General features: G+C 42.7%; 23 protein-coding genes and 2 riboswitches. Of the genes, 15 read left to right on the top strand and 8 right to left on the bottom strand.

Going from position 1 to position 20,390, the window contains the following annotated elements; translation table 11 throughout:
* Positions 1-62 precede the first annotated feature (62 nt).
* The 4 genes from htpX to CJU60_RS07860 all read left to right on the top strand — a co-directional run bounded on the left by htpX (position 63) and on the right by CJU60_RS07860 (position 2,965).
* Positions 63-959 carry a protease HtpX gene (gene htpX, locus CJU60_RS07875; protein ID WP_095713445.1) on the top strand — a complete coding sequence of 299 codons (897 nt, stop codon included), beginning with the start codon at positions 63-65 and terminating at the stop codon, positions 957-959.
* Between the two features lie 173 nt (positions 960-1,132).
* Entirely contained in the window at positions 1,133-2,482 is a 1,350-nt protein-coding gene (gene ktrD, locus CJU60_RS07870) for a Ktr system potassium transporter KtrD (protein WP_095713444.1), read from the top strand.
* Positions 2,483-2,636: 154 nt separating this feature from the next.
* Positions 2,637-2,792 carry a hypothetical protein gene (locus tag CJU60_RS07865; protein ID WP_010333992.1) on the top strand — a complete coding sequence of 52 codons (156 nt, stop codon included), beginning with the start codon at positions 2,637-2,639 and terminating at the stop codon, positions 2,790-2,792.
* A 2-nt stretch (positions 2,793-2,794) separates the two neighbouring features.
* Positions 2,795-2,965: a hypothetical protein gene (locus CJU60_RS07860; protein ID WP_024121154.1), complete on the top strand. Its 171-nt coding sequence runs from the start codon at positions 2,795-2,797 to the stop codon at positions 2,963-2,965.
* A gap of 41 nt (positions 2,966-3,006) precedes the next feature.
* On the opposite strand, the gene CJU60_RS07855 is transcribed toward CJU60_RS07860, so the two are convergent.
* On the bottom strand, positions 3,007-4,029 hold the full coding sequence (locus tag CJU60_RS07855; RefSeq protein ID WP_095713443.1) for an acyltransferase family protein: 1,023 nt from the start codon (positions 4,027-4,029) through the stop codon (positions 3,007-3,009).
* 253 nt (positions 4,030-4,282) lie between these two features.
* Here CJU60_RS07855 and CJU60_RS07850 point away from each other — a divergent pair, with 253 nt between their 5' ends.
* The 3 genes from CJU60_RS07850 (at position 4,283) to CJU60_RS21365 (ending at position 7,208) form a co-directional block, all read left to right on the top strand.
* Positions 4,283-6,499, top strand: coding sequence for a PAS domain-containing sensor histidine kinase (locus CJU60_RS07850; RefSeq protein WP_024121156.1), 2,217 nt, complete (start codon positions 4,283-4,285; stop codon positions 6,497-6,499).
* The gene (locus tag CJU60_RS07845; protein WP_095713442.1) at positions 6,496-6,993 is read left to right on the top strand and encodes a methylated-DNA--[protein]-cysteine S-methyltransferase; all 498 of its coding nucleotides are present in this window, start codon (positions 6,496-6,498) and stop codon (positions 6,991-6,993) included. Before CJU60_RS07850 ends, CJU60_RS07845 begins: the two co-directional genes overlap by 4 nt.
* Positions 6,994-7,082: 89 nt before the next feature.
* Complete coding sequence (locus CJU60_RS21365; protein ID WP_024121158.1) at positions 7,083-7,208, top strand: hypothetical protein; 126 nt, start codon at positions 7,083-7,085, stop codon at positions 7,206-7,208.
* 35 nt (positions 7,209-7,243) lie between these two features.
* Here the strand turns inward: CJU60_RS21365 and mtnA are convergent, their stop codons facing one another.
* The 3 genes from mtnA to CJU60_RS07830 form a co-directional block, all read right to left on the bottom strand.
* The gene (gene mtnA, locus CJU60_RS07840; protein ID WP_095713441.1) at positions 7,244-8,305 is read right to left on the bottom strand and encodes an S-methyl-5-thioribose-1-phosphate isomerase; all 1,062 of its coding nucleotides are present in this window, start codon (positions 8,303-8,305) and stop codon (positions 7,244-7,246) included.
* A 7-nt stretch (positions 8,306-8,312) separates the two neighbouring features.
* On the bottom strand, positions 8,313-9,506 hold the full coding sequence (gene mtnK, locus CJU60_RS07835) for an S-methyl-5-thioribose kinase (protein WP_141243769.1): 1,194 nt from the start codon (positions 9,504-9,506) through the stop codon (positions 8,313-8,315).
* Positions 9,507-9,610: 104 nt separating this feature from the next.
* Positions 9,611-9,765: riboswitch (SAM riboswitch) on the bottom strand.
* 83 nt (positions 9,766-9,848) lie between these two features.
* A complete protein-coding gene (locus tag CJU60_RS07830) occupies positions 9,849-10,628 on the bottom strand; it encodes a carbon-nitrogen family hydrolase (protein WP_095713439.1) in 780 nt (259 codons plus the stop codon).
* A gap of 93 nt (positions 10,629-10,721) precedes the next feature.
* Here CJU60_RS07830 and CJU60_RS07825 point away from each other — a divergent pair, with 93 nt between their 5' ends.
* The 5 genes from CJU60_RS07825 to CJU60_RS07805 all read left to right on the top strand — a co-directional run bounded on the left by CJU60_RS07825 (position 10,722) and on the right by CJU60_RS07805 (position 15,202).
* On the top strand, positions 10,722-11,918 hold the full coding sequence (locus CJU60_RS07825) for a pyridoxal phosphate-dependent aminotransferase (protein WP_095713438.1): 1,197 nt from the start codon (positions 10,722-10,724) through the stop codon (positions 11,916-11,918).
* 38 nt (positions 11,919-11,956) lie between these two features.
* A riboswitch (SAM riboswitch) is annotated at positions 11,957-12,057 on the top strand.
* Positions 12,058-12,141: 84 nt separating this feature from the next.
* On the top strand, positions 12,142-13,359 hold the full coding sequence (gene mtnW / locus CJU60_RS07820) for a 2,3-diketo-5-methylthiopentyl-1-phosphate enolase (protein WP_095713437.1): 1,218 nt from the start codon (positions 12,142-12,144) through the stop codon (positions 13,357-13,359).
* Entirely contained in the window at positions 13,356-14,063 is a 708-nt protein-coding gene (gene mtnX / locus CJU60_RS07815) for a 2-hydroxy-3-keto-5-methylthiopentenyl-1-phosphate phosphatase (protein WP_095713436.1), read from the top strand. The genes mtnW and mtnX overlap by 4 nt, the downstream gene beginning before the upstream one ends.
* Entirely contained in the window at positions 14,021-14,650 is a 630-nt protein-coding gene (locus CJU60_RS07810) for a methylthioribulose 1-phosphate dehydratase (RefSeq protein ID WP_024121166.1), read from the top strand. The genes mtnX and CJU60_RS07810 overlap by 43 nt, the downstream gene beginning before the upstream one ends.
* A gap of 15 nt (positions 14,651-14,665) precedes the next feature.
* Entirely contained in the window at positions 14,666-15,202 is a 537-nt protein-coding gene (locus CJU60_RS07805; RefSeq protein WP_095713435.1) for a 1,2-dihydroxy-3-keto-5-methylthiopentene dioxygenase, read from the top strand.
* Between the two features lie 40 nt (positions 15,203-15,242).
* Here CJU60_RS07805 and CJU60_RS07800 read toward each other — a convergent pair whose 3' ends face one another.
* A complete protein-coding gene (locus CJU60_RS07800) occupies positions 15,243-15,563 on the bottom strand; it encodes a YkvA family protein (RefSeq protein WP_095713434.1) in 321 nt (106 codons plus the stop codon).
* 202 nt (positions 15,564-15,765) lie between these two features.
* Here CJU60_RS07800 and spo0E point away from each other — a divergent pair, with 202 nt between their 5' ends.
* Together spo0E and CJU60_RS07790 are read left to right on the top strand one after the other, a co-directional pair.
* On the top strand, positions 15,766-16,023 hold the full coding sequence (gene spo0E, locus CJU60_RS07795) for an aspartyl-phosphate phosphatase Spo0E (protein ID WP_024121169.1): 258 nt from the start codon (positions 15,766-15,768) through the stop codon (positions 16,021-16,023).
* 86 nt (positions 16,024-16,109) lie between these two features.
* On the top strand, positions 16,110-16,541 hold the full coding sequence (locus CJU60_RS07790; RefSeq protein WP_024121170.1) for a hypothetical protein: 432 nt from the start codon (positions 16,110-16,112) through the stop codon (positions 16,539-16,541).
* A 27-nt stretch (positions 16,542-16,568) separates the two neighbouring features.
* Here CJU60_RS07790 and CJU60_RS07785 read toward each other — a convergent pair whose 3' ends face one another.
* A complete protein-coding gene (locus CJU60_RS07785; protein WP_081638293.1) occupies positions 16,569-18,089 on the bottom strand; it encodes a sporulation kinase KinD in 1,521 nt (506 codons plus the stop codon).
* Between the two features lie 192 nt (positions 18,090-18,281).
* Between CJU60_RS07785 and mhqR the strand changes: the two genes are divergently transcribed.
* Positions 18,282-18,719: a MarR family transcriptional regulator MhqR gene (gene mhqR / locus CJU60_RS07775; protein ID WP_024121172.1), complete on the top strand. Its 438-nt coding sequence runs from the start codon at positions 18,282-18,284 to the stop codon at positions 18,717-18,719.
* Positions 18,720-18,758: 39 nt separating this feature from the next.
* Here mhqR and motB read toward each other — a convergent pair whose 3' ends face one another.
* Both motB and motA read right to left on the bottom strand, forming a co-directional pair.
* Complete coding sequence (gene motB, locus CJU60_RS07770) at positions 18,759-19,544, bottom strand: flagellar motor protein MotB (protein WP_024121173.1); 786 nt, start codon at positions 19,542-19,544, stop codon at positions 18,759-18,761.
* On the bottom strand, positions 19,516-20,331 hold the full coding sequence (motA, locus tag CJU60_RS07765; protein WP_024121174.1) for a flagellar motor stator protein MotA: 816 nt from the start codon (positions 20,329-20,331) through the stop codon (positions 19,516-19,518). The genes motB and motA overlap by 29 nt, the downstream gene beginning before the upstream one ends.
* Positions 20,332-20,390: the final 59 nt, after the last annotated feature.

Here is a 20,390-nt window from a genome sequence, read left to right as displayed (position 1 = left end):
AACAGATGTTTTATAATTTAAATATACAGGTTCATTTGATCTTAAAAATAACGGAGGTTATTATGGCGAAAAGAATTTTTCTGTTTATTTTAACGAATATTTTGGTGCTTACAACGATCGGAATTGTTTTATCTGTCATAAGCTCTGTCACTGGAGTTGGGACGTACTTTACAGCTGATGGCGGTATAGATCCTATTGCGCTTCTTGTATTCAGTTTAGTCGTCGGTTTTGTCGGTTCCTTTACGTCTCTTGCGATGTCCAGATGGATGGCAAAGACAATGATGGGCGTCAGAGTGCTGAATCCGGAAAAACATACACTTAGCCATGAAGAGCAGCAATTGGTTGACCGTGTTTATAGATTAAGCCGCTCTGCCGGCTTAACGAAGATGCCGGAGGTCGGAATTTACCGCTCATCCGAAGTGAATGCGTTTGCGACTGGCCCTTCAAAACGCCGCTCTCTTGTCGCTGTGTCGTCAGGCCTGCTTGATCAAATGGATGATGCTGCGGTTGAAGGCGTGCTTGCCCATGAGGTCGCTCATATTGCAAATGGTGATATGGTGACAATGACGCTTTTACAAGGTATTGTGAATACCTTTGTCGTCTTTTTATCACGGATCGCTGCATGGATCGCGAGCCGCTTTGTTAAGGAAGATCTTGCTCCGATTGTTCATTTTATCGCAATGATTGTGTTTCAGATTGTCTTTTCAATTCTCGGAAGCCTCGTTGTTTTTGCGTATTCACGCCACCGTGAATTCCATGCTGACCGGGGAGGAGCGGATCTTGCCGGCAAGGATAAGATGATTCATGCTCTTCGAACGCTTAAGAGCTATTCTTCCCGCATCATGGAAGAAGATCAGACAGCTGTCCAAACACTAAAGATTAATGGCAAGAAGCGGTCATCGCTTTTCTCTACTCACCCTGATTTAGATGAAAGAATCAGACGATTAGAAGCTAAATAAAATAAAAACATCCTTCCTCTGAGAACCCTCAGAGGTTTTTTTTCTGTTTCACTTTGACTAAAATAATAAAAAAATATGCAAGTTAAGAAAATGTTTCGCAAAAGCCTTTAAAAATGGATCTAATATCTTTAGAATAATTACCGTACTTTAAAAGAGAGGCAGAAGGATTTCACATGAGAGTAAAGCTTGGAAAATTGATACAGGCATTATCTCCGGCCCAGCTGATTGCATTATATTACTTTCTCGCAGTAACTGTGGCCCTGATATTGCTGAGCCTGCCGGCTGCCCATAAGCAGGGAGCGGATTGGACTTTTATTGACGCGCTTTTTACGGCTGTCAGTTCAGTCAGCGTCACGGGGCTGACGGTTGTGGATACAGCTGATACATTCAGCACTACAGGCATTTTTATTTTGGCATTCGTTCTGCAATTTGGCGGAATCGGGATTATGACGCTCGGAACGTTTATTTGGCTGATCATGGGAAAAAGAATCGGCCTTAAAGAACGGAAATTGATTATGGTAGACCAAAACCAATCCCAGTTTTCGGGTATTGTCAATTTAATGAAGCAGGTTCTTTTTCTTATATTGTGGATTGAATTTTTTGGAGGAATCATACTTGGCACTTATTTTTTAACCTACTATGATTCCTTTCAGGAAGCTTATTTACACGGGTTTTTTGCAAGTGTCAGCGCTACCACAAATGGCGGGTTTGATATAACAGGAAATTCCATGGTTCCATTCCGCCATGATTATTTTGTGCAGTTTATTACGATGCTTTTGATCATATTCGGAGCGATCGGCTTTCCGGTGCTTGTCGAAGTAAAGGACTTCTTGTTTTCAAAGCATCGGAGATATCCGTTTACGCTTTTTACAAAAATCACGACCATTATGTTTGGCTCACTCGTAGTGTTTGGCGCCATCGGCATCTATGCGCTGGAAGCAAGCCACTCGTTTGCAGGAAAGGCATGGCATGATATTTTGTTTCTATCCTTGTTTCAATCAACAGCTACCCGAAGCGGCGGGCTTGCAACAATTGATATCAGCCAGCTGTCGGATCCCACGTTGTTTTTTATGTGCGCGCTGATGTTTATCGGTGCGTCACCAAGCTCAGTCGGGGGAGGCATAAGGACAACAACTTTTGCCTTGAATCTGCTTGCGCTGTTTCATTTTGCACGCGGCAATAAAGCGGTAAAAGTATTCAAACGGGAGCTGCACCCAGCAGATCTGATGAAGTCTCTTGTTGTCACAATGATGGCGATTTTGCTCGTTTTTGGAGCGACACTGATCCTAACAGTGACAGAAAAGCATTCTCTGCTGGAGCTTTTGTTTGAGGTATGTTCGGCCTTTGGAACGACTGGTCTGTCCCTTGGCATTACCGCTGATTTGAGCAACGTAGGAAAATGTGTCATTATGATCGTAATGTTTATCGGGCGGATCGGAATATTGACTTTCCTTTATCTGATCGGAAGAAAAGAAATTGAAGCAAATTACCATTATCCGAAGGAAAGAGTGATTATCGGATAATTAAACACCGCATTTGCGGTGTTTTTTTATTGCCAAAAAAAAGATGTGTGACCCGGGACCAGTTGGAGAACCTAACATAAACAGCTGCAGTTAATAGCTGGCCTGCATTTTCAAGCGAAATAAAAATTAGAAAATACTGGCGAGGAGGATTTCTATGAAACGTAAGGCTGAGGTCAATGAAGCCATAAAAAATAACAATACACCGACTGAGAGTATGGACAGAAATGCATATAAGACTCAATATCACGACGACCCGAATTTCCGAGGGGCCAATCGCAATTCCAAACAAGGTCAGCAAGGAGGCGCGTGATCATGAAAAAGAACCAGCACAGCAAAGACATGCAGAATCATAAAAAGCCGATGAATAAGAAGGTGCTTGAGGAAGAATTCTCAAGTGAGCTTGGGGATTATAACGCCGGGAAAATCATTGAAACCCTTGAAGTAACAAAGCCGAAAAAGAAAAAAGAGAAAAAACAAAAATAAAAAACACCTCTTAGGCGGCATGCCGCTTAAGAGGTGTTATGCTATTTTAAATAGGCATTTTTGCTGCTTCCTCTGACTAGCTGCAGCAAGCCAGTCATTCTCAGTTCAATGAACGGCTGAGCAACCGTTTTGACGAAATTGCTTGAGAGAATGGAGGTAAGGGCTGCAGTTAAGAGCAGCAGGATGACTAAGTTTTGATAGTCAGTGAGTCCATCCTCAAGCCCGACCTGCCTGAGTGTTTTAATGATAAATCCATGGAGCAGGTATACGTAAAATGTCCTTGTTCCCCACTTAGTAAAGAAATAGCGTTTTTGCGGAACAAGCGCTAAAAAGCTAAAGGTTGCCGCAAAGGCAAGTACATACCAACCGATTCGGGAGAGGCCGCTTGCCAAGGTGACATCGCCAAATGATGAGTACGGCTTAGAGCCGAACAGCCATGAATAGTCAAAATCGATGCCCCAGCAGATGACAAATACGGCGGCGAGCACACCGAGCGCAATCTGTTTGCCTCGTTTTGATCTCAGTAAATCAAAGTGATGTTTATTCGAGTAAAATCCGACAAGGAACATCGGCAAGAATACAAATGTCCGGGACAGGCTCAGTGTGCTGCTGACAAAGTCGAGATAGCCGATCAGCACGGCGATGCCGCAGCTGACAAACAGCGCCCAATGCTGAGAAAGCTTTGAAAAAGGATAGAGCAGGATATTCCAGAAAAATAAGCTTACCAGAAACCATAACGACCATTGCGGATCAATCGGATTCACATTTGTCATGCTTTCGTCTTGAATAATGTAATAAAAGACGGAATAGATGCTTTGGAAAATCAAATATGGAATAATCAGCTTGACCGCCAGCTTTTTCACATATCCGGCGCGTTTAAAACCTTTGGCGAAATAACCGGATACAAGAATAAAGGCAGGCATGTGGAACGTGTAAATGAACTTGTAGAGGTAGAGCATAAAATTGTTATCATGAATAAAAGATCGAAGAATATGACCGAAAACAACAAGGAATATCAATAAGAATTTTGCATTGTCAAAATAACTGTCTCGCGATTTACTCATAGCATCACCTTCTCTTTAAATCAGTCACTAAAAGATTATTCCCTGTTGGTATTTATTTTAAAATAAAAGATCAAAAAGGATTTGAAAAAACGTCTGATTGTTAGGACGATGTAAAGTGACAGTAAGGATCGTTGAAAATGTCTTCTTTATGTAATCACGCTGAAATTTTCTGAAATGTATAGGGCGAATGAAGGAAGTTCATGCAATATGTAGAAATATTGAGGGATAGGTTTTGAAGAAGGAGTGTTTACGCATGGAAACTCTCGATGTCGAGACAAATTCAGATCTGAAAGAGGAACTGAAGCGCCTCAAACAAGAAAATGATCGGCTGAAAAAGGAATTACATCAGCATCAAGTGATTGTGAACAATACGCTCGATGCTATTTTTATATGCGATAATGAAATGAAAATCGTGCAGGCAAATGAAGCAACAGCGAGGATGCTTCAAGTAGATGCGGAAGGTTTGAAAAAGCGTTCCGTTTTTGATTTTTTGTTTTCTATTCCAAAGGATGAGCTGGACCTTTCCGTAAAGAAGTTTTTTAAGAAAGGTTTTCTGTGGAAGGAGGTTCCGATCAGGCTGGACAGCGGAGCGACAAAATATATTGAGTTTCTTGCCAAAAGAGGGATTGGCGAGGATTTCTTTTTTGTCGTTATGAGAGACATTTCTTCAAAGAAAATTTTGGAGCGGGAATTTTCCATGAATGAACAGCTTTTTAAGGACTTGTTTGACAGAGCTGTCGACGGAATCGTCTTATTTGATAAAGACGGCGGCTTTATTGATGCCAATCTGTCCTTTTGCAAAAGCTTTGAAATCGACCAGAATGAGCTGTCACATTTGTCGCTGTATCAATTCATAGACAGCGGATCGCGAAAAGATTTCGATAATATTTGGCACACGCTTTATCGAAAGGGAAAAGCAAAAGGCGAGCTGCCTGTCAGGCTTCGTTCAGGAGATCAGAAGCTGTTTGAATTTACGATTACGTCTAATATCATCAGCGGTTTTTATATGTCGATTATGCGGGATATCACAGAGAAGAGGTCCATGGAGCTCCAGCTATTTAAAAGTGAGGAGCGCTTCAGAGAAATTTTTGAAAACGCCATGGACGCCATTATCATCTGGTCGAATGACGGAAGAATCGTTAAGGCCAATCAGTCAGCCTGTAAAATTTTTGAGCTGCCGATGAATTTGCTGTTAAAAAGAAAGCTGTGTGATTTTCTCGTAGACTCTCAGCAGAAATACAGCTTGACGAAGAGAAAATATGCAAAATACGGTGAGATCAGAGAAGAGATGCTGTTTCAAATGGGCAACGGGCAGTTCAAAGAGCTTGAATTCACTTCAAAGCGGACAATACTTGAAAACCAGCACTTAACAATTTTAAGAAATGTCAGTGACCGAAAGCGGATGGAAAAGGAGCTTCGGGAAAGCGAGCTCAAATTCAGAAAAGTGTTCAACGGCTCAATGGACGGCAACGTATTATTCGACAATCAGTACCGAATCATCGACGCCAACCCGTTAGCGAGCAATATTTTGGGCCTGCCGCATGAAGAACTGAAAAAACACAGCCTGCTTGATATTATTTCTTCCTATGAAATAGAAAATCTGGCATCGCCGGCAAGGCAGATTAATTTCGATGAAATGGACAATGAGATTCCATTTTTGCTGAGCAGCAATGATAATCGAAAACTAGAATTTTCGTTTAAACGAAATATTATTCAAAATATGAACCTGGCTATCTTTAAAGATGTCACAGAGCGAAAAGAACTGGAAGAGCGTCTTCGCAAATCTGATACTCTCCATGTCGTTGGAGAACTCGCCGCCGGCATCGCTCACGAAATCAGAAATCCAATGACAGCTCTTAAAGGCTTCATTCAGCTCCTGAAAGGGAGTGTGGAGGGAGACTATTCTCTTTACTTCAACGTCATCACCTCAGAATTAAAGCGCATCGAATCCATCATCACAGAGTTTTTAATTTTAGCCAAGCCCCAGGCTATCATGTATGAGGAAAAACATGTGACACAAATTATGAAAGACACATTAGACCTTCTTAACGCGCAAGCCAATCTCAGCAACGTACAAATGCATCTGGATTTAGTCGGCGACATTCCGCCGATATACTGTGAACCGAATCAGCTGAAACAGGTTTTTATCAATATATTAAAGAACGCCATCGAAGTCATGCCTGACGGCGGCAATATTTATGTGACGATCAAAAAAGCTGATCAAGATCATATTCTTATATCTTTGAAAGACGAAGGAGTCGGAATCACAGAGGATAAATTAAAGCGTCTCGGAGAACCATTTTATACAACAAAGGAACGGGGAACTGGACTCGGGCTTATGGTAAGCTATAAAATTATTGAAGAACATCAAGGCAAAATAATGGTGGAAAGTGAAGAAGGAAAGGGGACTGTTTTTCATCTTACACTTCCCGTCAGGCAGAATTTTGAAGAAAGAAGGTTAGACGAATGAATTACTATACGACAGCGGAAACGCCGCTCGGGGAGCTCGCAATTGTCGAGGAAGAAGGCAGCATCACCCGTCTCTTCCTCAGTAAGGAAGATTTGATGCAGTGGAAAGAATCTGTTGAGAATACGGAGCAGTTGGAGACGGCTTTTTTGGCAGAAGCGAAAAAGCAGCTTCACGAATATTTTGCGGGAGAAAGAAAGATATTCTCACTGCCATTGAGCCAAAAGGGCACGCCTTTTCAGCAAAAAGTATGGGAGACGCTTGCCATGATTCCGTATGGCGAATCACGAAGCTATGCTGACATTGCCGTAGCGGTCGGAAGTCCGAAAGCAGTGCGCGCTGTCGGACAGGCAAATAAACGAAATGACCTGCCGATATTTGTTCCGTGCCACAGAGTGATCGGCAAAAACAGCACGTTAACAGGGTATGCCGGAAGTAAAACTGACATCAAAGCTTATTTGCTTAGCATCGAGCAAATCTCCTATAAAGAAAAATAAAACATATGGCACGTTCCCTTTTTTCGCCGCCGACATATGATTTTACTAAGTTAAAAAAGTTGGTCTGATGAAAGAGGAGGACAAAGCAATTGAAGCCGAGCCGCTCTGAGAAAATTGCCGTTTTTGCCGAGCTGCTTGTAAAACTGCATATCTTATCCAGCGCTCAAAAAGATGAAATAATCGATATGAATATGAGCAAACAAAAAAACCGCTGACTCGGCCCAATATGAGCAAAGTCTTCAGCGGTTTTTTAATGAACCTTTTCGCCTGTAAACAGCTGTTCAATTTCTTCTTCATAGGAACCGGTCATAATCCCTTTTTCAGTGATGATCCCAGAAATAAGATGGTGTGGTGTAATATCAAAAGCAGGATTAAAGACAGGCACTTCAGCCGGAGCGGTTCGGACGCCGGAAATGTTCCTGACTTCTTCGGGGTCCCGTTCCTCTATCGGGATATCAGCCCCGCTTTTTACTTTTGTGTCAAAAGTAGATAAAGGTGCTGCTACAAAAAACGGAATATCGAAGGCGTTTGCTAAAATAGCAAGTCCGTAAGTGCCAATTTTATTCGCGGTATCTCCGTTCTTTGCAATTCGGTCCGCGCCAACGATGACGGCAGAAATTTGTTTTTCTTTCATCGTATGGGCTGCCATGCTGTCCGTAATCAGAGTGACGTCAATACCGCCCTGCATCAGTTCCCAAGCAGTAAGCCGTGAACCTTGAAGAACCGGTCTGGTTTCACAAGCATAAATATGAAGCCCCAAATCCTTTTGTTTCGCCAAATAAAACGGGGCAAGCGCGGTTCCATAGCGGCTTGTCGCGATAGAACCGGCATTGCAGATTGTCATAATCTTGTCGCCTTTTTTGAAAAGCTGAAGCGCGTTTTGGCCGATCATACGGCACGTTTCTTCATCCTCGACTTGAATCTGAATCGCTTCATGGACAAGATTGGTTTTTGCTTCATTTACAGAAATGGCGTTTTGAATTGAATGGTTTAGTCTCTCGAGCGCCCATGATAAATTGATTGCTGTCGGCCTTGAACTGTTCAAATAATTTTTGATGTTATCCAATTCGCAGCGGAATTCCGCCACATTATCAGTTTCGATGTTTTTTGCCGCCAGCGCGAGCCCAAATGCTGCCGTAATGCCGATCGCCGGGGCTCCTCTAACTTTAAGTGAGACAATCGCGTCAAATACTTCTTCTTTCGTTGTCAGCTCCAAATATTCCGTAACATCAGGAAGCTTTTGCTGATTTAAAATCTTAATGGCTGTTTCTTTCCATTCAACAGAACGCGGAACAGCAAATGAATTGGTCATGGGTGAATCATTCCTTTACAAGTAACTTAAAACATTCAATAACATCCGTTATGGTTTTTAATTGTGAACGTTTTTCGATGAAGGCAGTACCGGTTTCCAGCGCCAGCCGTTTTCTTTCGATTCGCTTATCAAACGGTACGATTGTATCCAGATCTGCCACATGAGCAAGACCAACGGTGCGGCGTATCAGTTCGCAGCCGGCAAACCCAATTGTCTCTTCAAAAATATGGCTGAGCGTATCAGCAAGATAACCGTCGATTTTGGCATACACATCGAGACTGTTTTTCTCCCAGGCTTCACTGAATGTTGTTTGAAACGTGTCCCACACTTGTTTTACATGTTCATATAATGGCTCTCGATCAGCACCGTCACGGCTGAGTGCATTTAACAATAAGTTGGCGATAAATTGGCCAACATCAAAACCGATTGGTCCGTAAAAAGCGAATTCAGGATCAATCACCTTTGTCTCAAGCTCGCTGGCAAAAATGCTTCCTGTATGCAGATCGCCATGAATCAGCGTTTCGGCAGATGTTAAAAATGACTTTTTCAGCTTAGCCGCTTCAACTTTGACCTTGTCATTTTTCCAAAGCTTTTCAACATATGGACGAAGCTCTTCCTCAAATTCATTTGTATCATGATCAAAGAAAGGATCTGTAAATACGAGTCTTTCGGTAATATCGCAGAGCTCAGGATTTGTAAATTGTTTAACAAGCTGTTTTTTTACCTTAGGCTCAAGTGCGTAATCAGAAGAGTAAAAAAGCGTTTTTCCTAAAAATTCGCCAATGTCTCGTGACAGATTTGGATAATTTTCACCTTCAAGAAGTCCTTTTCTAGCGATCTTCATATGTGAAAGATCCTCCATGACCGTAACCGCCAATTCAGTATCTGAATAGTAAACTCTCGGTACGAGGTGAGGGACGTGTTCACCCTGACGGATCAGTGCGCTGCTTTCGATTCTTGCCCGATCGATTGTCAGCGGCCAGCTTTCCCCGACAACTTTTGCATAAGGAACCGCCTGTTTAATGATCAAAGCCCTGTCATTTTCTTGGTCATAAATATGAAAGACGTAGTTTAAATTTCCGTCGCCGATCTCCTGGCATGTCAGTGTGCTTTTGCTTTGAAATAAGCCGAGTTTCACCGCGAGTGCGACAGCGGAGCTTTCATTTAACGCTTCGTATAAAGGTGTTTTTGTGACTGCCATCGTCATTACCTCCAGTTATGTAATATCTTGTTATGTGTGCCGCGAATGGCCGTAAAAAAGCCTCCTTCTCAGAGAGAAGGAGGCTTAACAATCATGTCCCGCCTCTCTTATCTCTCAGATCAAATCTGATGGAATTAGCACCGTGCCTTACGAGATCTCAGTCTCGGCGCCAAGAAGATGCGCCCCATTTCACAATGGAATTACGGTCGGTTGCTGTTGGGGTCAAAAGGCCAATCCCTCGCCCAACTCTCGATAAGAGAATATATTCACTTGTTAAACAATTCTAATTTATCAGTTGATGAACATAGTAACAGGTGTGTGATTGAATTGTCAATATATTTTTTAATATAAATCTTTTCTGATATCATCGAAAACAGGAATTTTTCCCCGCACCTCAACGCTTTCTTGAAGGTCAATTTCCGCTCTGACAATGCCTTCTTCACGGCCGCCCTCGGCCAATATGCGTCCCCAAGGGTCAATAATCATGCTGTGCCCGGCGAATTCATTATCGGGATTAGATCCTGTGCAATTGCAGGCAGCGACAAAGCATTGATTCTCAATAGCCCTCGCAATAAGCAGGCTTTTCCAATGATCAAGACGGGGCAGAGGCCATTCCGCAGAAATGAACAGCACGTTAGCGCCTTTAGTCGTATGTTTTCTGATCCATTCCGGAAAACGGATATCATAACAGATCAGTCCTGAGCTTTTGACGCCTTCAAGCTCGAAGTATCCGTCCTCGGAACCGGCTGATAAATACTCATGCTCATCCATCAGCTGAAAAAGATGGGCTTTGCTGTACTCTTTAATGATTCGTCCTTCCTTATCTGCGATGAACATTGTATTATAAACATCAGAACCCTTTCTGACAGCAACAGATCCTGCGACAATATGAACCCCGTGTTTTTTTGCGGTTTTTTGCAGCCAGCTTTGAGCAGTGAGCCCGTCTTCATCAGCAAGCTGATCAAGTTTGGCAAGGTCGTAACCAGTCGTCCATAATTCAGGGAGAACAAGAACGTCAGCATTTTTACTCTCTTTTTCAATTAAAGATTCAGCCTTTTTTATATTTTCTGAAGGTTTTCCGTATGAAATATCAAATTGAAGACAAGATATGGTCCATTTCATTTTTTAACACCCCATATTTTTCTTTACTTTTTTCATTTAACCATATATGATACTGGACTATCATTTCAAGATTTTTTTAGAAGGTGAAAACAGATGAAATTTGAACATTCTCAAGTGCTGCAGGAACTGCCTAAACAATTCTTTGCTTCTCTTGTGCAGAAAGTGAACCTAAAGCTGAAGGAAGGACATGATGTCATCAATTTGGGGCAGGGGAATCCGGATCAGCCGACGCCTGAGCATATTGTTGAGGAAATGAAGCGAGCCGTTGCTCAGCCTGAAAATCATAAATACTCCTCATTTCGAGGTTCGCACAGTCTTAAATCAGCAGCGGCTGCATTTTATAAAAGAGAATACGGCGTTCAGCTTGATCCGGAAACTGAAGTAGCCGTATTATTCGGCGGGAAAGCCGGTCTTGTCGAGCTGCCGCAATGCCTGCTAAATCCGGGGGATACGATTTTGGTTCCTGACCCTGGCTATCCAGATTATTGGTCCGGTGTCACGCTTGCGAAAGCGAATATGGAAATGATGCCGCTCACTAAGGAAAATGCGTTTCTTCCTGAATACGCAAGCATTTCCCCTGACGTAAGAGAACAAGCGAAACTGATGTACTTGAATTATCCGAATAATCCGACTGGAGCCGTCGCTACCGCAGAATTTTTTAGAGAAACGGTGAGTTTTGCGAAAGAAAACGAAATCTGTGTGGTCCATGATTTTGCTTACGGTGCAGTGGGCTTTGACGGACACAAGCCTTTAAGCTTTTTGCAGACTGAAGGCGCTAAGGATATCGGAATAGAAATTTACACGCTGTCCAAAACATATAATATGGCGGGCTGGCGGGTCGGTTTTGCAGTTGGTAACGCCTCGGTCATAGAAGCGATCAATCTTTATCAAGACCATATGTTTGTCAGTCTTTTCAAAGCAACCCAGCAGGCTGCCGAGGCGGCACTTTTATCTGAGCAGACATGCGTAGCGGAGCAAAATGCCCGGTATGAAAGCAGGCGCAACGCTTGGATAGCGGCATGCAGGGAAATTGGCTGGGATGTAACAGCGCCTGCGGGTTCATTTTTCGCGTGGCTGCCGGTGCCTGAAGGCTATAGCTCTGAGCAATTCTCAGATCTCTTGCTTGAAAAAGCGAATGTGGCGGTTGCAGCAGGAAACGGCTTTGGTAAATATGGCGAGGGGTATGTCAGAGTGGGGCTCTTAACGAGTGAAGCTAGGCTTAAAGAAGCAGCTCATCGAATTGGCAAACTAAACCTGTTTACCCAAAAAAGCATTGACAAGATTCTTTAACGGTGGGATAATTCAAAATAATTTATAAAATCTATATTTTCTTATCAAGAGCAGGCAGAGGGACGAGCCCGATGAAGCCCGGCAACCGACTTGTAAAGCACGGTGCTAATTCTTGCAGCTGGCGGCTGAGAGATAAGATTCGGACGAGAAACGAAACCTCTTTAGACGCATTGCTGTTTGAAGAGGTTTTTTATATGGGTTAAAAAATGAAAGGAGCTCTGGCATGAGTGAATTATTAGCAACATATCTCCTGACCGAGCCGGGAGCCGACACGGAGAAAAAAGCAGAACAAATCGCAACAGGATTGACGGTGGGCTCTTGGACTGATCTGCCTCTGGTGAAGCAGGAGCAGATGCAAAAGCATAAGGGACGGGTTGTAAAGGTCGAGGAGAGAGAGGGACATCTTGCACCAGGAAAACAAGCGGTTATCACAATTGCCTATCCCGAGGTAAATTTCTCACAGGATATTCCGGCATTGCTGACAACTGTGTTTGGCAAGCTGTCGCTGGACGGAAAAATCAAGTTAATAGATCTCGAATTTTCTGAAGCGTTTAAGCGAACACTTCCGGGCCCGAAGTTTGGCGTATACGGCATCCGGAAGATGCTTGGAGAGTTTGAAAGACCGCTGTTAATGAGCATTTTTAAAGGGGTCATCGGAAGGGACCTGAGTGATATTAAAGAACAGCTCAGGCAGCAGGCGCTAGGCGGGGTTGACTTAATCAAAGACGATGAAATTTTCTTTGAGACGGGTTTAGCACCTTTTGAAACAAGAATTACAGAGGGAAAACAAATTTTGAAAGAAACATACGAGCAGACCGGCCATAAAACGCTGTATGCAGTGAATTTGACTGGAAGAACGGCTGAGCTTAAAGATAAAGCAAGACGCGCCGCTGAGTTGGGAGCGGATGCGCTTTTATTGAATGTCTTCGCTTACGGTCTGGACGTCATGCAAAGCCTTGCGGAAGATCCGGACGTATCAATCCCCATTATGGCGCACCCAGCAGTCAGCGGGGCATTTACATCCTCACCGTTGTACGGGTTTTCCCATGCCCTTTTGCTCGGAAAATTAAACCGATATTGCGGCGCTGACTTCAGTCTGTTTCCTTCTCCATATGGCTCAGTTGCGCTTCCGAAAGAAGACGCGCTGGCGATTCATGAAGAATGCGTAAGAGAAGATGTCTTTAACCAGACATTTGCCGTTCCGTCCGCCGGTATTCACCCTGGTATGGTTCCGCTCCTCATGCGTGATTTTGGCATTGATCATATTATTAACGCCGGCGGAGGCATACACGGACATCCAAACGGCGCCCAAGGCGGGGGCAAAGCGTTCAGAGCTATTATTGATGCGGTTTTGGAGGCGGAGCCGATTGAAGAAAAAGCCGGTCAATGCGAAGATTTGAAGCTTGCGCTTGATAAATGGGGAAAGGCTGAAGCCGTATGACGACTCAAAAACCGTTAATTATATGTGATTTTGATGGAACCATCACGATGAACGACAACATTATAAACATTATGAAAACATTCGCTCCGCCGGAGTGGACGGCGTTAAAAGACGGCGTGCTCTCCAAAACGATGTCGATCCAAGAAGGCGTCGGACGAATGTTCGGCCTTCTGCCGAGCAGCTTAAAAGAGGAGATTACGAGATTCGTATTAGAAGACGCAAAAATCCGGGACGGCTTTCGGGAATTTGTCGCATTTGTTAACAAGCATGAACTCCCGTTTTATGTCGTAAGCGGGGGGATGGACTTTTTTGTCTATCCGCTGCTTGAAGGAATTGTTGAGAAAGATCATATTTATTGCAACCGTGCGTCATTTGAGAACGAATTCATTCATATTGATTGGCCTCATTCTTGCAAAGGCACATGCACAAATCAATGCGGGTGCTGCAAGCCGACTGTTATGAACGAGCTTTCTGAGCCTGATCAATATATCATCATGATCGGTGACTCCGTTACCGATGTAGAGGCGGCAAAGCTGTCTGATCTTTGCTTTGCAAGGGATTATTTATTAAATGAATGCAAGGAGCATCATCTGAATCATATCCCATACCATGATTTTCACGAAATAAAGAAAGCGATTGAAGACGTAACGGAGGTAAAGAAATGGCTGCAAAACAAGAGCGCTGGCGCGAGCTTGCCGAAGTGAAACGGGAATTGGCAGAAAGAGATTGGTTTCCGGCGACCAGCGGCAACCTGTCCATCAAGGTTTCTGATGAGCCATTGCAATTTCTCGTAACGGCGAGCGGAAAAGATAAACGAAAAGAAACGGATGAAGACTTCCTGTTGGTGGATCAGAACGGAGAGCCTGCCGAAAGCGGACATCATCTGAAACCGTCAGCAGAAACGCTTTTGCATACGCATCTGTACAATAAAACAAATGCCGGATGCTGTCTTCATGTTCATACGGTCAACAATAACGTCATCTCAGAGCTGTATGGAGATCAAAATCAAATCACTTTTAAAGGTCAAGAAATTATAAAAGCGCTTGGCCTGTGGGAAGAGAATGCAGAAGTGTCCATTCCAATTATAGAAAATCCGGCTCATATTCCGACTCTCGCAGCGCTTTTCGCGGATCAGGTTACTGGAGATTCAGGAGCTGTCCTGATCCGGAACCATGGCATTACTGCTTGGGGAAGAACAGCATTTGAAGCGAAAAGAGTGCTTGAAGCATATGAATTTTTATTCAGCTATCATTTGAAGCTGAAAACACTCCAGCATCAGCTGGTTAAATAAAAGGGGGAACCGCAAATGGCAACAATTAGAATTCATGATGATGCAAATACAACGATTGAAAATCAAGAGGAAGTGGCAAGCTTTCTGGAAAGCCAAGAGGTGATCTATGAGCAATGGGATATCGCCAAGCTCCCTGAACAGCTTTCAGAAAAATATGCCCTGTCTGAAGAAGAAAAACAGCAAATTCTTGACACCTTCGACGCTGAAATTAAAGATATCTCAGCCCGCCGCGGCTACAAAGCCCAAGATGTTATTTCTTTGTCTGACGCAAATCCGAAACTGGATGAACTGCTTGAAAACTTTAAAAGAGAACATCACCATACAGACGATGAAGTCCGTTTTATTGTAAGCGGACACGGAATTTTCGTCATTCAAGGCAAGGACGGCACATTTTTTGATGTCCGTTTAAACCCTGGAGATTTAATCTCGGTACCTGAAAATATCCGCCATTATTTCACGCTTCAAGAGGATCGAAAAGTTGTGGCGGTGCGGATCTTTGTAACATCTGAAGGCTGGGTTCCGATTTATGAAAAAGACAGCGTGAACCAATAAGAAGAAAAAGCCCCGTCCATAAAGGCGGGGCTTTTTCTTCTTATCGTAAACGCCATTCTTCGTATTGGGACATTTCTTTTTTGACCAGCGTCCAAATCAAACCGAGAACGGCAGCATCGTCAAGAATTCCTAAACCGAGCACGAAGTCCGGAATCATATCAATCGGCATGATGATATAAAAGATAGCAGCTGTCAGAAGCAACAGTGTTTTAATCTGTGAACGGGGATAGTCACCGTTTCGCCAATCGCGAAGCATTTGACAAAAGATCGTGATATGATTGATTAATTTTTTGCGGGTTTTCCTTTTCAGAATAGCTTTTCCGCCTGCCGCACCGAGCATTATCGCTTTTTTTTTCTTCATTTAGCATTCCTCCTGCCTGCCGGTGTGTTTAAGATGGTCTTCGTCTGGGTATTGTTCTTCTAATCCTATCAATATATCTATTATAAATGAAAAATTAAGTTATTTAATAAAAATATGTTTACAAATAAAGTATAATCTGTAATAATGCACAATAACCCAATCAAACTTGTTTCCTATTTCTTAGCGGCGAGGGGTGAATTGAATGGGCTGTTCTTCTGAACAAGAAAGATTGCTGGTGTCTATTGATGAAAAAAGAAAGTTAATGATAGACGCCGCTAGTAAGCAGGGATTTACAGGGCATGACACAATCAGGCACAGTCAGGAGCTGGATTCTTTAATGAACGAATACCACCAGCTCATGCAAGAAAACGAACATTCCAAAGGAATTCAAGGCCTTGTGAAGAAATTAGGCTTGTGGCCCCGAAGAGACGTCATGCCTGCATATGATGCACATAAATAGCGGCGCTATCTGATGCATATATAAAGAGAGAGCTTTTCAGAAGCGCTCTTTTTTTCTGGGAAAATTTCATACGAAAGAGGGAACTGATGAAAGAACTGGCGGTAGTCATTACTGAAATGATAAACCAATTTCATGATGCTTTTATTTCGATATGCGGGATGCTTGGCATTCAATTAACCGACAAAGAAATGCATTTTTGGGTGATTGGAATATTTGGCATCTTCTTTTTCGCTGTCACTCACGCTGTATTTACATGGCTTTCTAAATGGAGCTTGACGGCTTTGTCCTTTATCTATACCGTAACGATCATCATTGTTATCGTATTTGCAATTGAGATTCAGCAAAAAGTGACCGGACGGGGAAATATGGAGTTTTTAGATGCGACGGAAGGGTTAAAAGGCTTTTTGGTGTTCTTTTTCATCTTTTTGCTTTTGAAAATGCTTTTGCGTTTGATCCGATTCTTCTTTTCAGGAGGAGCAGTAAGCAAGGAGAATGAAAATACCCGTTCACGAAAATAAATAAGCCCTCCTGAGACTGTCAGGGGGCTAGGAAGAGGAGACGGGGAGGGTAATGGTAACCTCGGTTCCTCTTCGTACTTCACTTTCTATATGAATGGAACCTCCGTACATCAGCACGATCCGTTTACATACGACTAACCCGAGGCCGGTTCCTTTTTCTTTAGAAGTGACAAATGGAAGAAAGATATGATCCAGCATTTCCTGTGATATCCCTTCACCGTTATCCATCACTTTTATAATGGCCTTTTTATCAACTGCTCCTAAGGAAATTGTGAGTTTGCCACCTTCCGGCATAGACTCAAGGCCATTTTTCGCAACATTCAAAATGACTTGTTTAATATGATCTTTTGTACATTTTACTTTTAGAGGTTTATCAGTTAAAAATGTTAACTCTACCTCCACATTATATAAATTTCCTTCAGAATAGATGATCGGCATAATTTCTCCGATAATATCCTGAAGCGAGTTAAGCTCCCATTTCTCAGCTGTCGGTTTTCCGAGAACTAAAAACTCACTCACAATTTGATTGATACGTTTAATCTCCTGGTCGATAATTGAAAAATACAGCTGGTCTTCTTCACCTTTATATTTCTTTTGCAGCAGCTGAATAAAACCGCTTATGCCGGTGAGCGGATTGCGGATTTCGTGAGCCGTGCTGGCAGCAAGCGTTCCGATCAGCTCTAATTTTTGCTGCTCATTTTCCGTGCGTTCCAGCTGGGTCCGCCGCTTCAGCAAATAATAAAGTACAAGAATAAAAAGAATATTCAGCAAGACTATAATACAGGAAAGAGGGAGCACAAGGCTTTTACTCAGCTCCTCTATTGTGACAGGATTCGGATATACTTTCATATTCCAGCTGATATCATCAAGATAACCGCTGACAGGTTTTTGATCTCTTGCGTGAGAAGCCTGTCCGCTTGAGAAAATCATTTTGTTATTTTCGTTCACAACCTCAATATAGACATCAGGGCTCAGCAAGTTAATCAGGTTTTGCAGATAGTCAATTTGTATAGCTGCCACAAGATAATCTGTGACATTTTTCTTTTCATCCAGCACGGGAACACAAATTGTAAAAATCGGCTGGCCTGTGATCCTGCTTGAATAGCTGTCTGTAATGACAGTCTTTTTTGTTTTTTTCGCTTTTGTAAAAAAGGATCTGTCGGCCAGATTGACTTTAGTTTTTAATTCTGTTGCGCTGGCAGTGACATCTCCTTTAGCATTGAGAAAATAAAGACCGGAAAACCTTGGTTCGGAATCAAACGTTTTTTCCAAAACAGTTTTCATTTTATTCATATCTATCGGTCTGTCGATAGCGATAGACAAGGACGTCATTCTCGCTTTTGTTTCCCCGATTAAATAATTTATTTTGTTGCGGTGAAGGTTCAGCATAACACTGGCTTCTTGCTTATGTTCTGCAGCTATTGTTTCTTTTTCTTTTTCATAGACGAAAAAGCTTATGACGAGTGCCGGAATCACTACTAGTGCAATGTAAAGCTTAATTCTCCCGCAGGCGCCTTTTAGTATTTTCAATTTGCATCGCTCCAACATACACCTGATTAGAGGTATTATATCATTGTTTCTTCTTGTTTAATAAGAAAAAATAACCAAAATAATTAAGAAAAATATGTTGTTCACATGAATAATAAAAAAGAAGAGAAATATTGGAAAGATTTTTATTGACATTTCGGTATTTGTTTATTAATGTTTCTCTGTAACGGTTTCTAAAAGGATGATTGAGACATGACAGAAAAATCACTGAAGTTATTTATCGTGCTGTCACGCGCGTATCGGTCTATTAATGATCATATGAATAAGCATATTCATAAGCATGGACTGAATCCTACTGAATTTGCTGTGCTGGAGCTGTTATATCATAAAGGTGATCAGCCGCTGCAGCAGATAGGGGATAAAATTCTCTTGGCCAGCGGGAGCATCACCTACGTCGTAGATAAGCTTGAGCAAAAAGAGCTCCTTATTCGGAAAGCGTCGCCTACAGACAGACGAGTAACATTTGCACAAATTACCGAAAAAGGCATCAGTCTTTTGGATGATATTTTCCCTGATCATGCAGCTGAAATTGATGAAATGATCAGCGTATTAAGCGAAGAAGAAGTTGAAATGTGCACTGAAATGTTAAAAAGAGTAGGATTAAACGCAAAACAGTTTCATAATAAGTAAAAAAAGGAAGCCTTGTGATAGATCAGGCTTCCTTTTTTACTATTTTTCATTTGTTTCCGCTGCGCCTCTTGGCAAGATGAGAACCTCAACCCGCCTGTTTTTGCTTCGGCCTTCCGCAGTTTTGTTGGAGGCCACCGGTTTATACTCACCATAGCCTTTGGCACTGAACACTTTGGCATCGAGCTTAGGGTTCTCAATCAGAAGCCCCATGAAGTTTACGGCTCTCATCACACTTAAATGCCAGTTTGACTGAAATTCTGAATTTCTAATCGGCATATTGTCTGTATGTCCGCTGATAATGATGTTTCTCGGCGGATTAATCACAAGAAGGTTTGAAATCTCTTTTGCAAGCGGAATGTCTTCCTGGCGGATGGTCGCTTTTCCTGAATCAAAGAAGATGCTGTCTTTAATCGTGATCAGCAGGCCTTCCTTAGTCATCTTTGTTTCCAGCTGATGCTCCAGCTTTTTATTTTTAATGAACTTTTCCACCTGGCTCTGCACGTTTTTAAGTTCTTCTTGATCAGCTGCTTTTTCCTTTTCTTTCTTGTTTTCCTTTTTCTCTTCTTTTTCCTTTTCCACTTCGTCGATTCCGTCTGACTCATTTTTAGGAGGGGTGACGCTGGAATAATCCAATACGCCGGTCCCGCCTGTAAAGACTTCATTAAATGATTTTGAAAGCATTTGAAATTTAGCTGCGTCAATCGAGCTGCTCGCGTACAGCACAATAAACAATGCTAGGAGAAGGGTAAGGATATCGGCGTAAGGAACCAGCCATGATTCATCAACGTGCTCGTCCTCATGCTTCTTCTTCTTTTTTCTCGCCATTTTGCGCCTCTCCTTCTCGTTCTGCAAATTTCAAACGGTCCTTCGCAGGAAGGTACATTAAAAGTTTCTGCTCGATCACTTTCGGTGCCTGTCCTTCTAAAACGGACAGGACGCCTTCAATCATAATTTCACGGAGCTTGACTTCCTGTTTTGACTTGCGTTTTAATTTGTTTGCAAAAGGATGCCATAATACATATCCCGTAAAGATACCGAGAAGGGTGGCTACAAAGGCGGCACTGATGGCGTGACCAAGCTCATCTGTATTGTCCATATGAGAAAGTGCGGCGATCAGTCCGATAACAGCACCGAGCACCCCAAGTGTCGGCGCATAAGTTCCCGCCTGTGTAAAAATAGCGGCTCCGGCCTGGTGTCTTTCCTCCATCGCTTCAACTTCTTCAGTCATGATATCTCTGATAAATTCTGCGCTTTGCCCGTCAACAGCCATGCTGAGACCGTTTTTCAGAAACGCGTCATCTACATTTTCAATACTTGCTTCCAAAGCCAGCAGGCCTTCACGGCGTGCAAGCTGAGCCCATTCAGAGAACATAGGAATGAGTTCTTCTATTGTCAGCTGTTTGTTTTCTTTAAATAGCACACGGAACAGCACAGGCACTTTTTTGATTTCTTTCGTTGGGAACGCAATGACTACCGCTGATATCGTTCCGGCGATGATAATTAAAATGGCAGCGGGATTTGCAAGAGCGGCGAAACTGACGCCTTTCAGAACCATTCCCACACTCAATGCAACAAAAGCAAGAATAATACCGATAATCGAAGTTTTATCCATAATTTTCACCAAATCCTTTTTTACTAGCTTGTCTATGGTTAATATCGGTATCAGTGTCT

Origin of the sequence: Bacillus sp. 7705b, assembly GCF_002289525.1 — a bacterium.
GTDB classification, from domain to species: Bacteria; Bacillota; Bacilli; order Bacillales; family Bacillaceae; genus Bacillus; species Bacillus halotolerans.
This window is presented reverse-complemented; position numbering and strand designations above follow the sequence as displayed.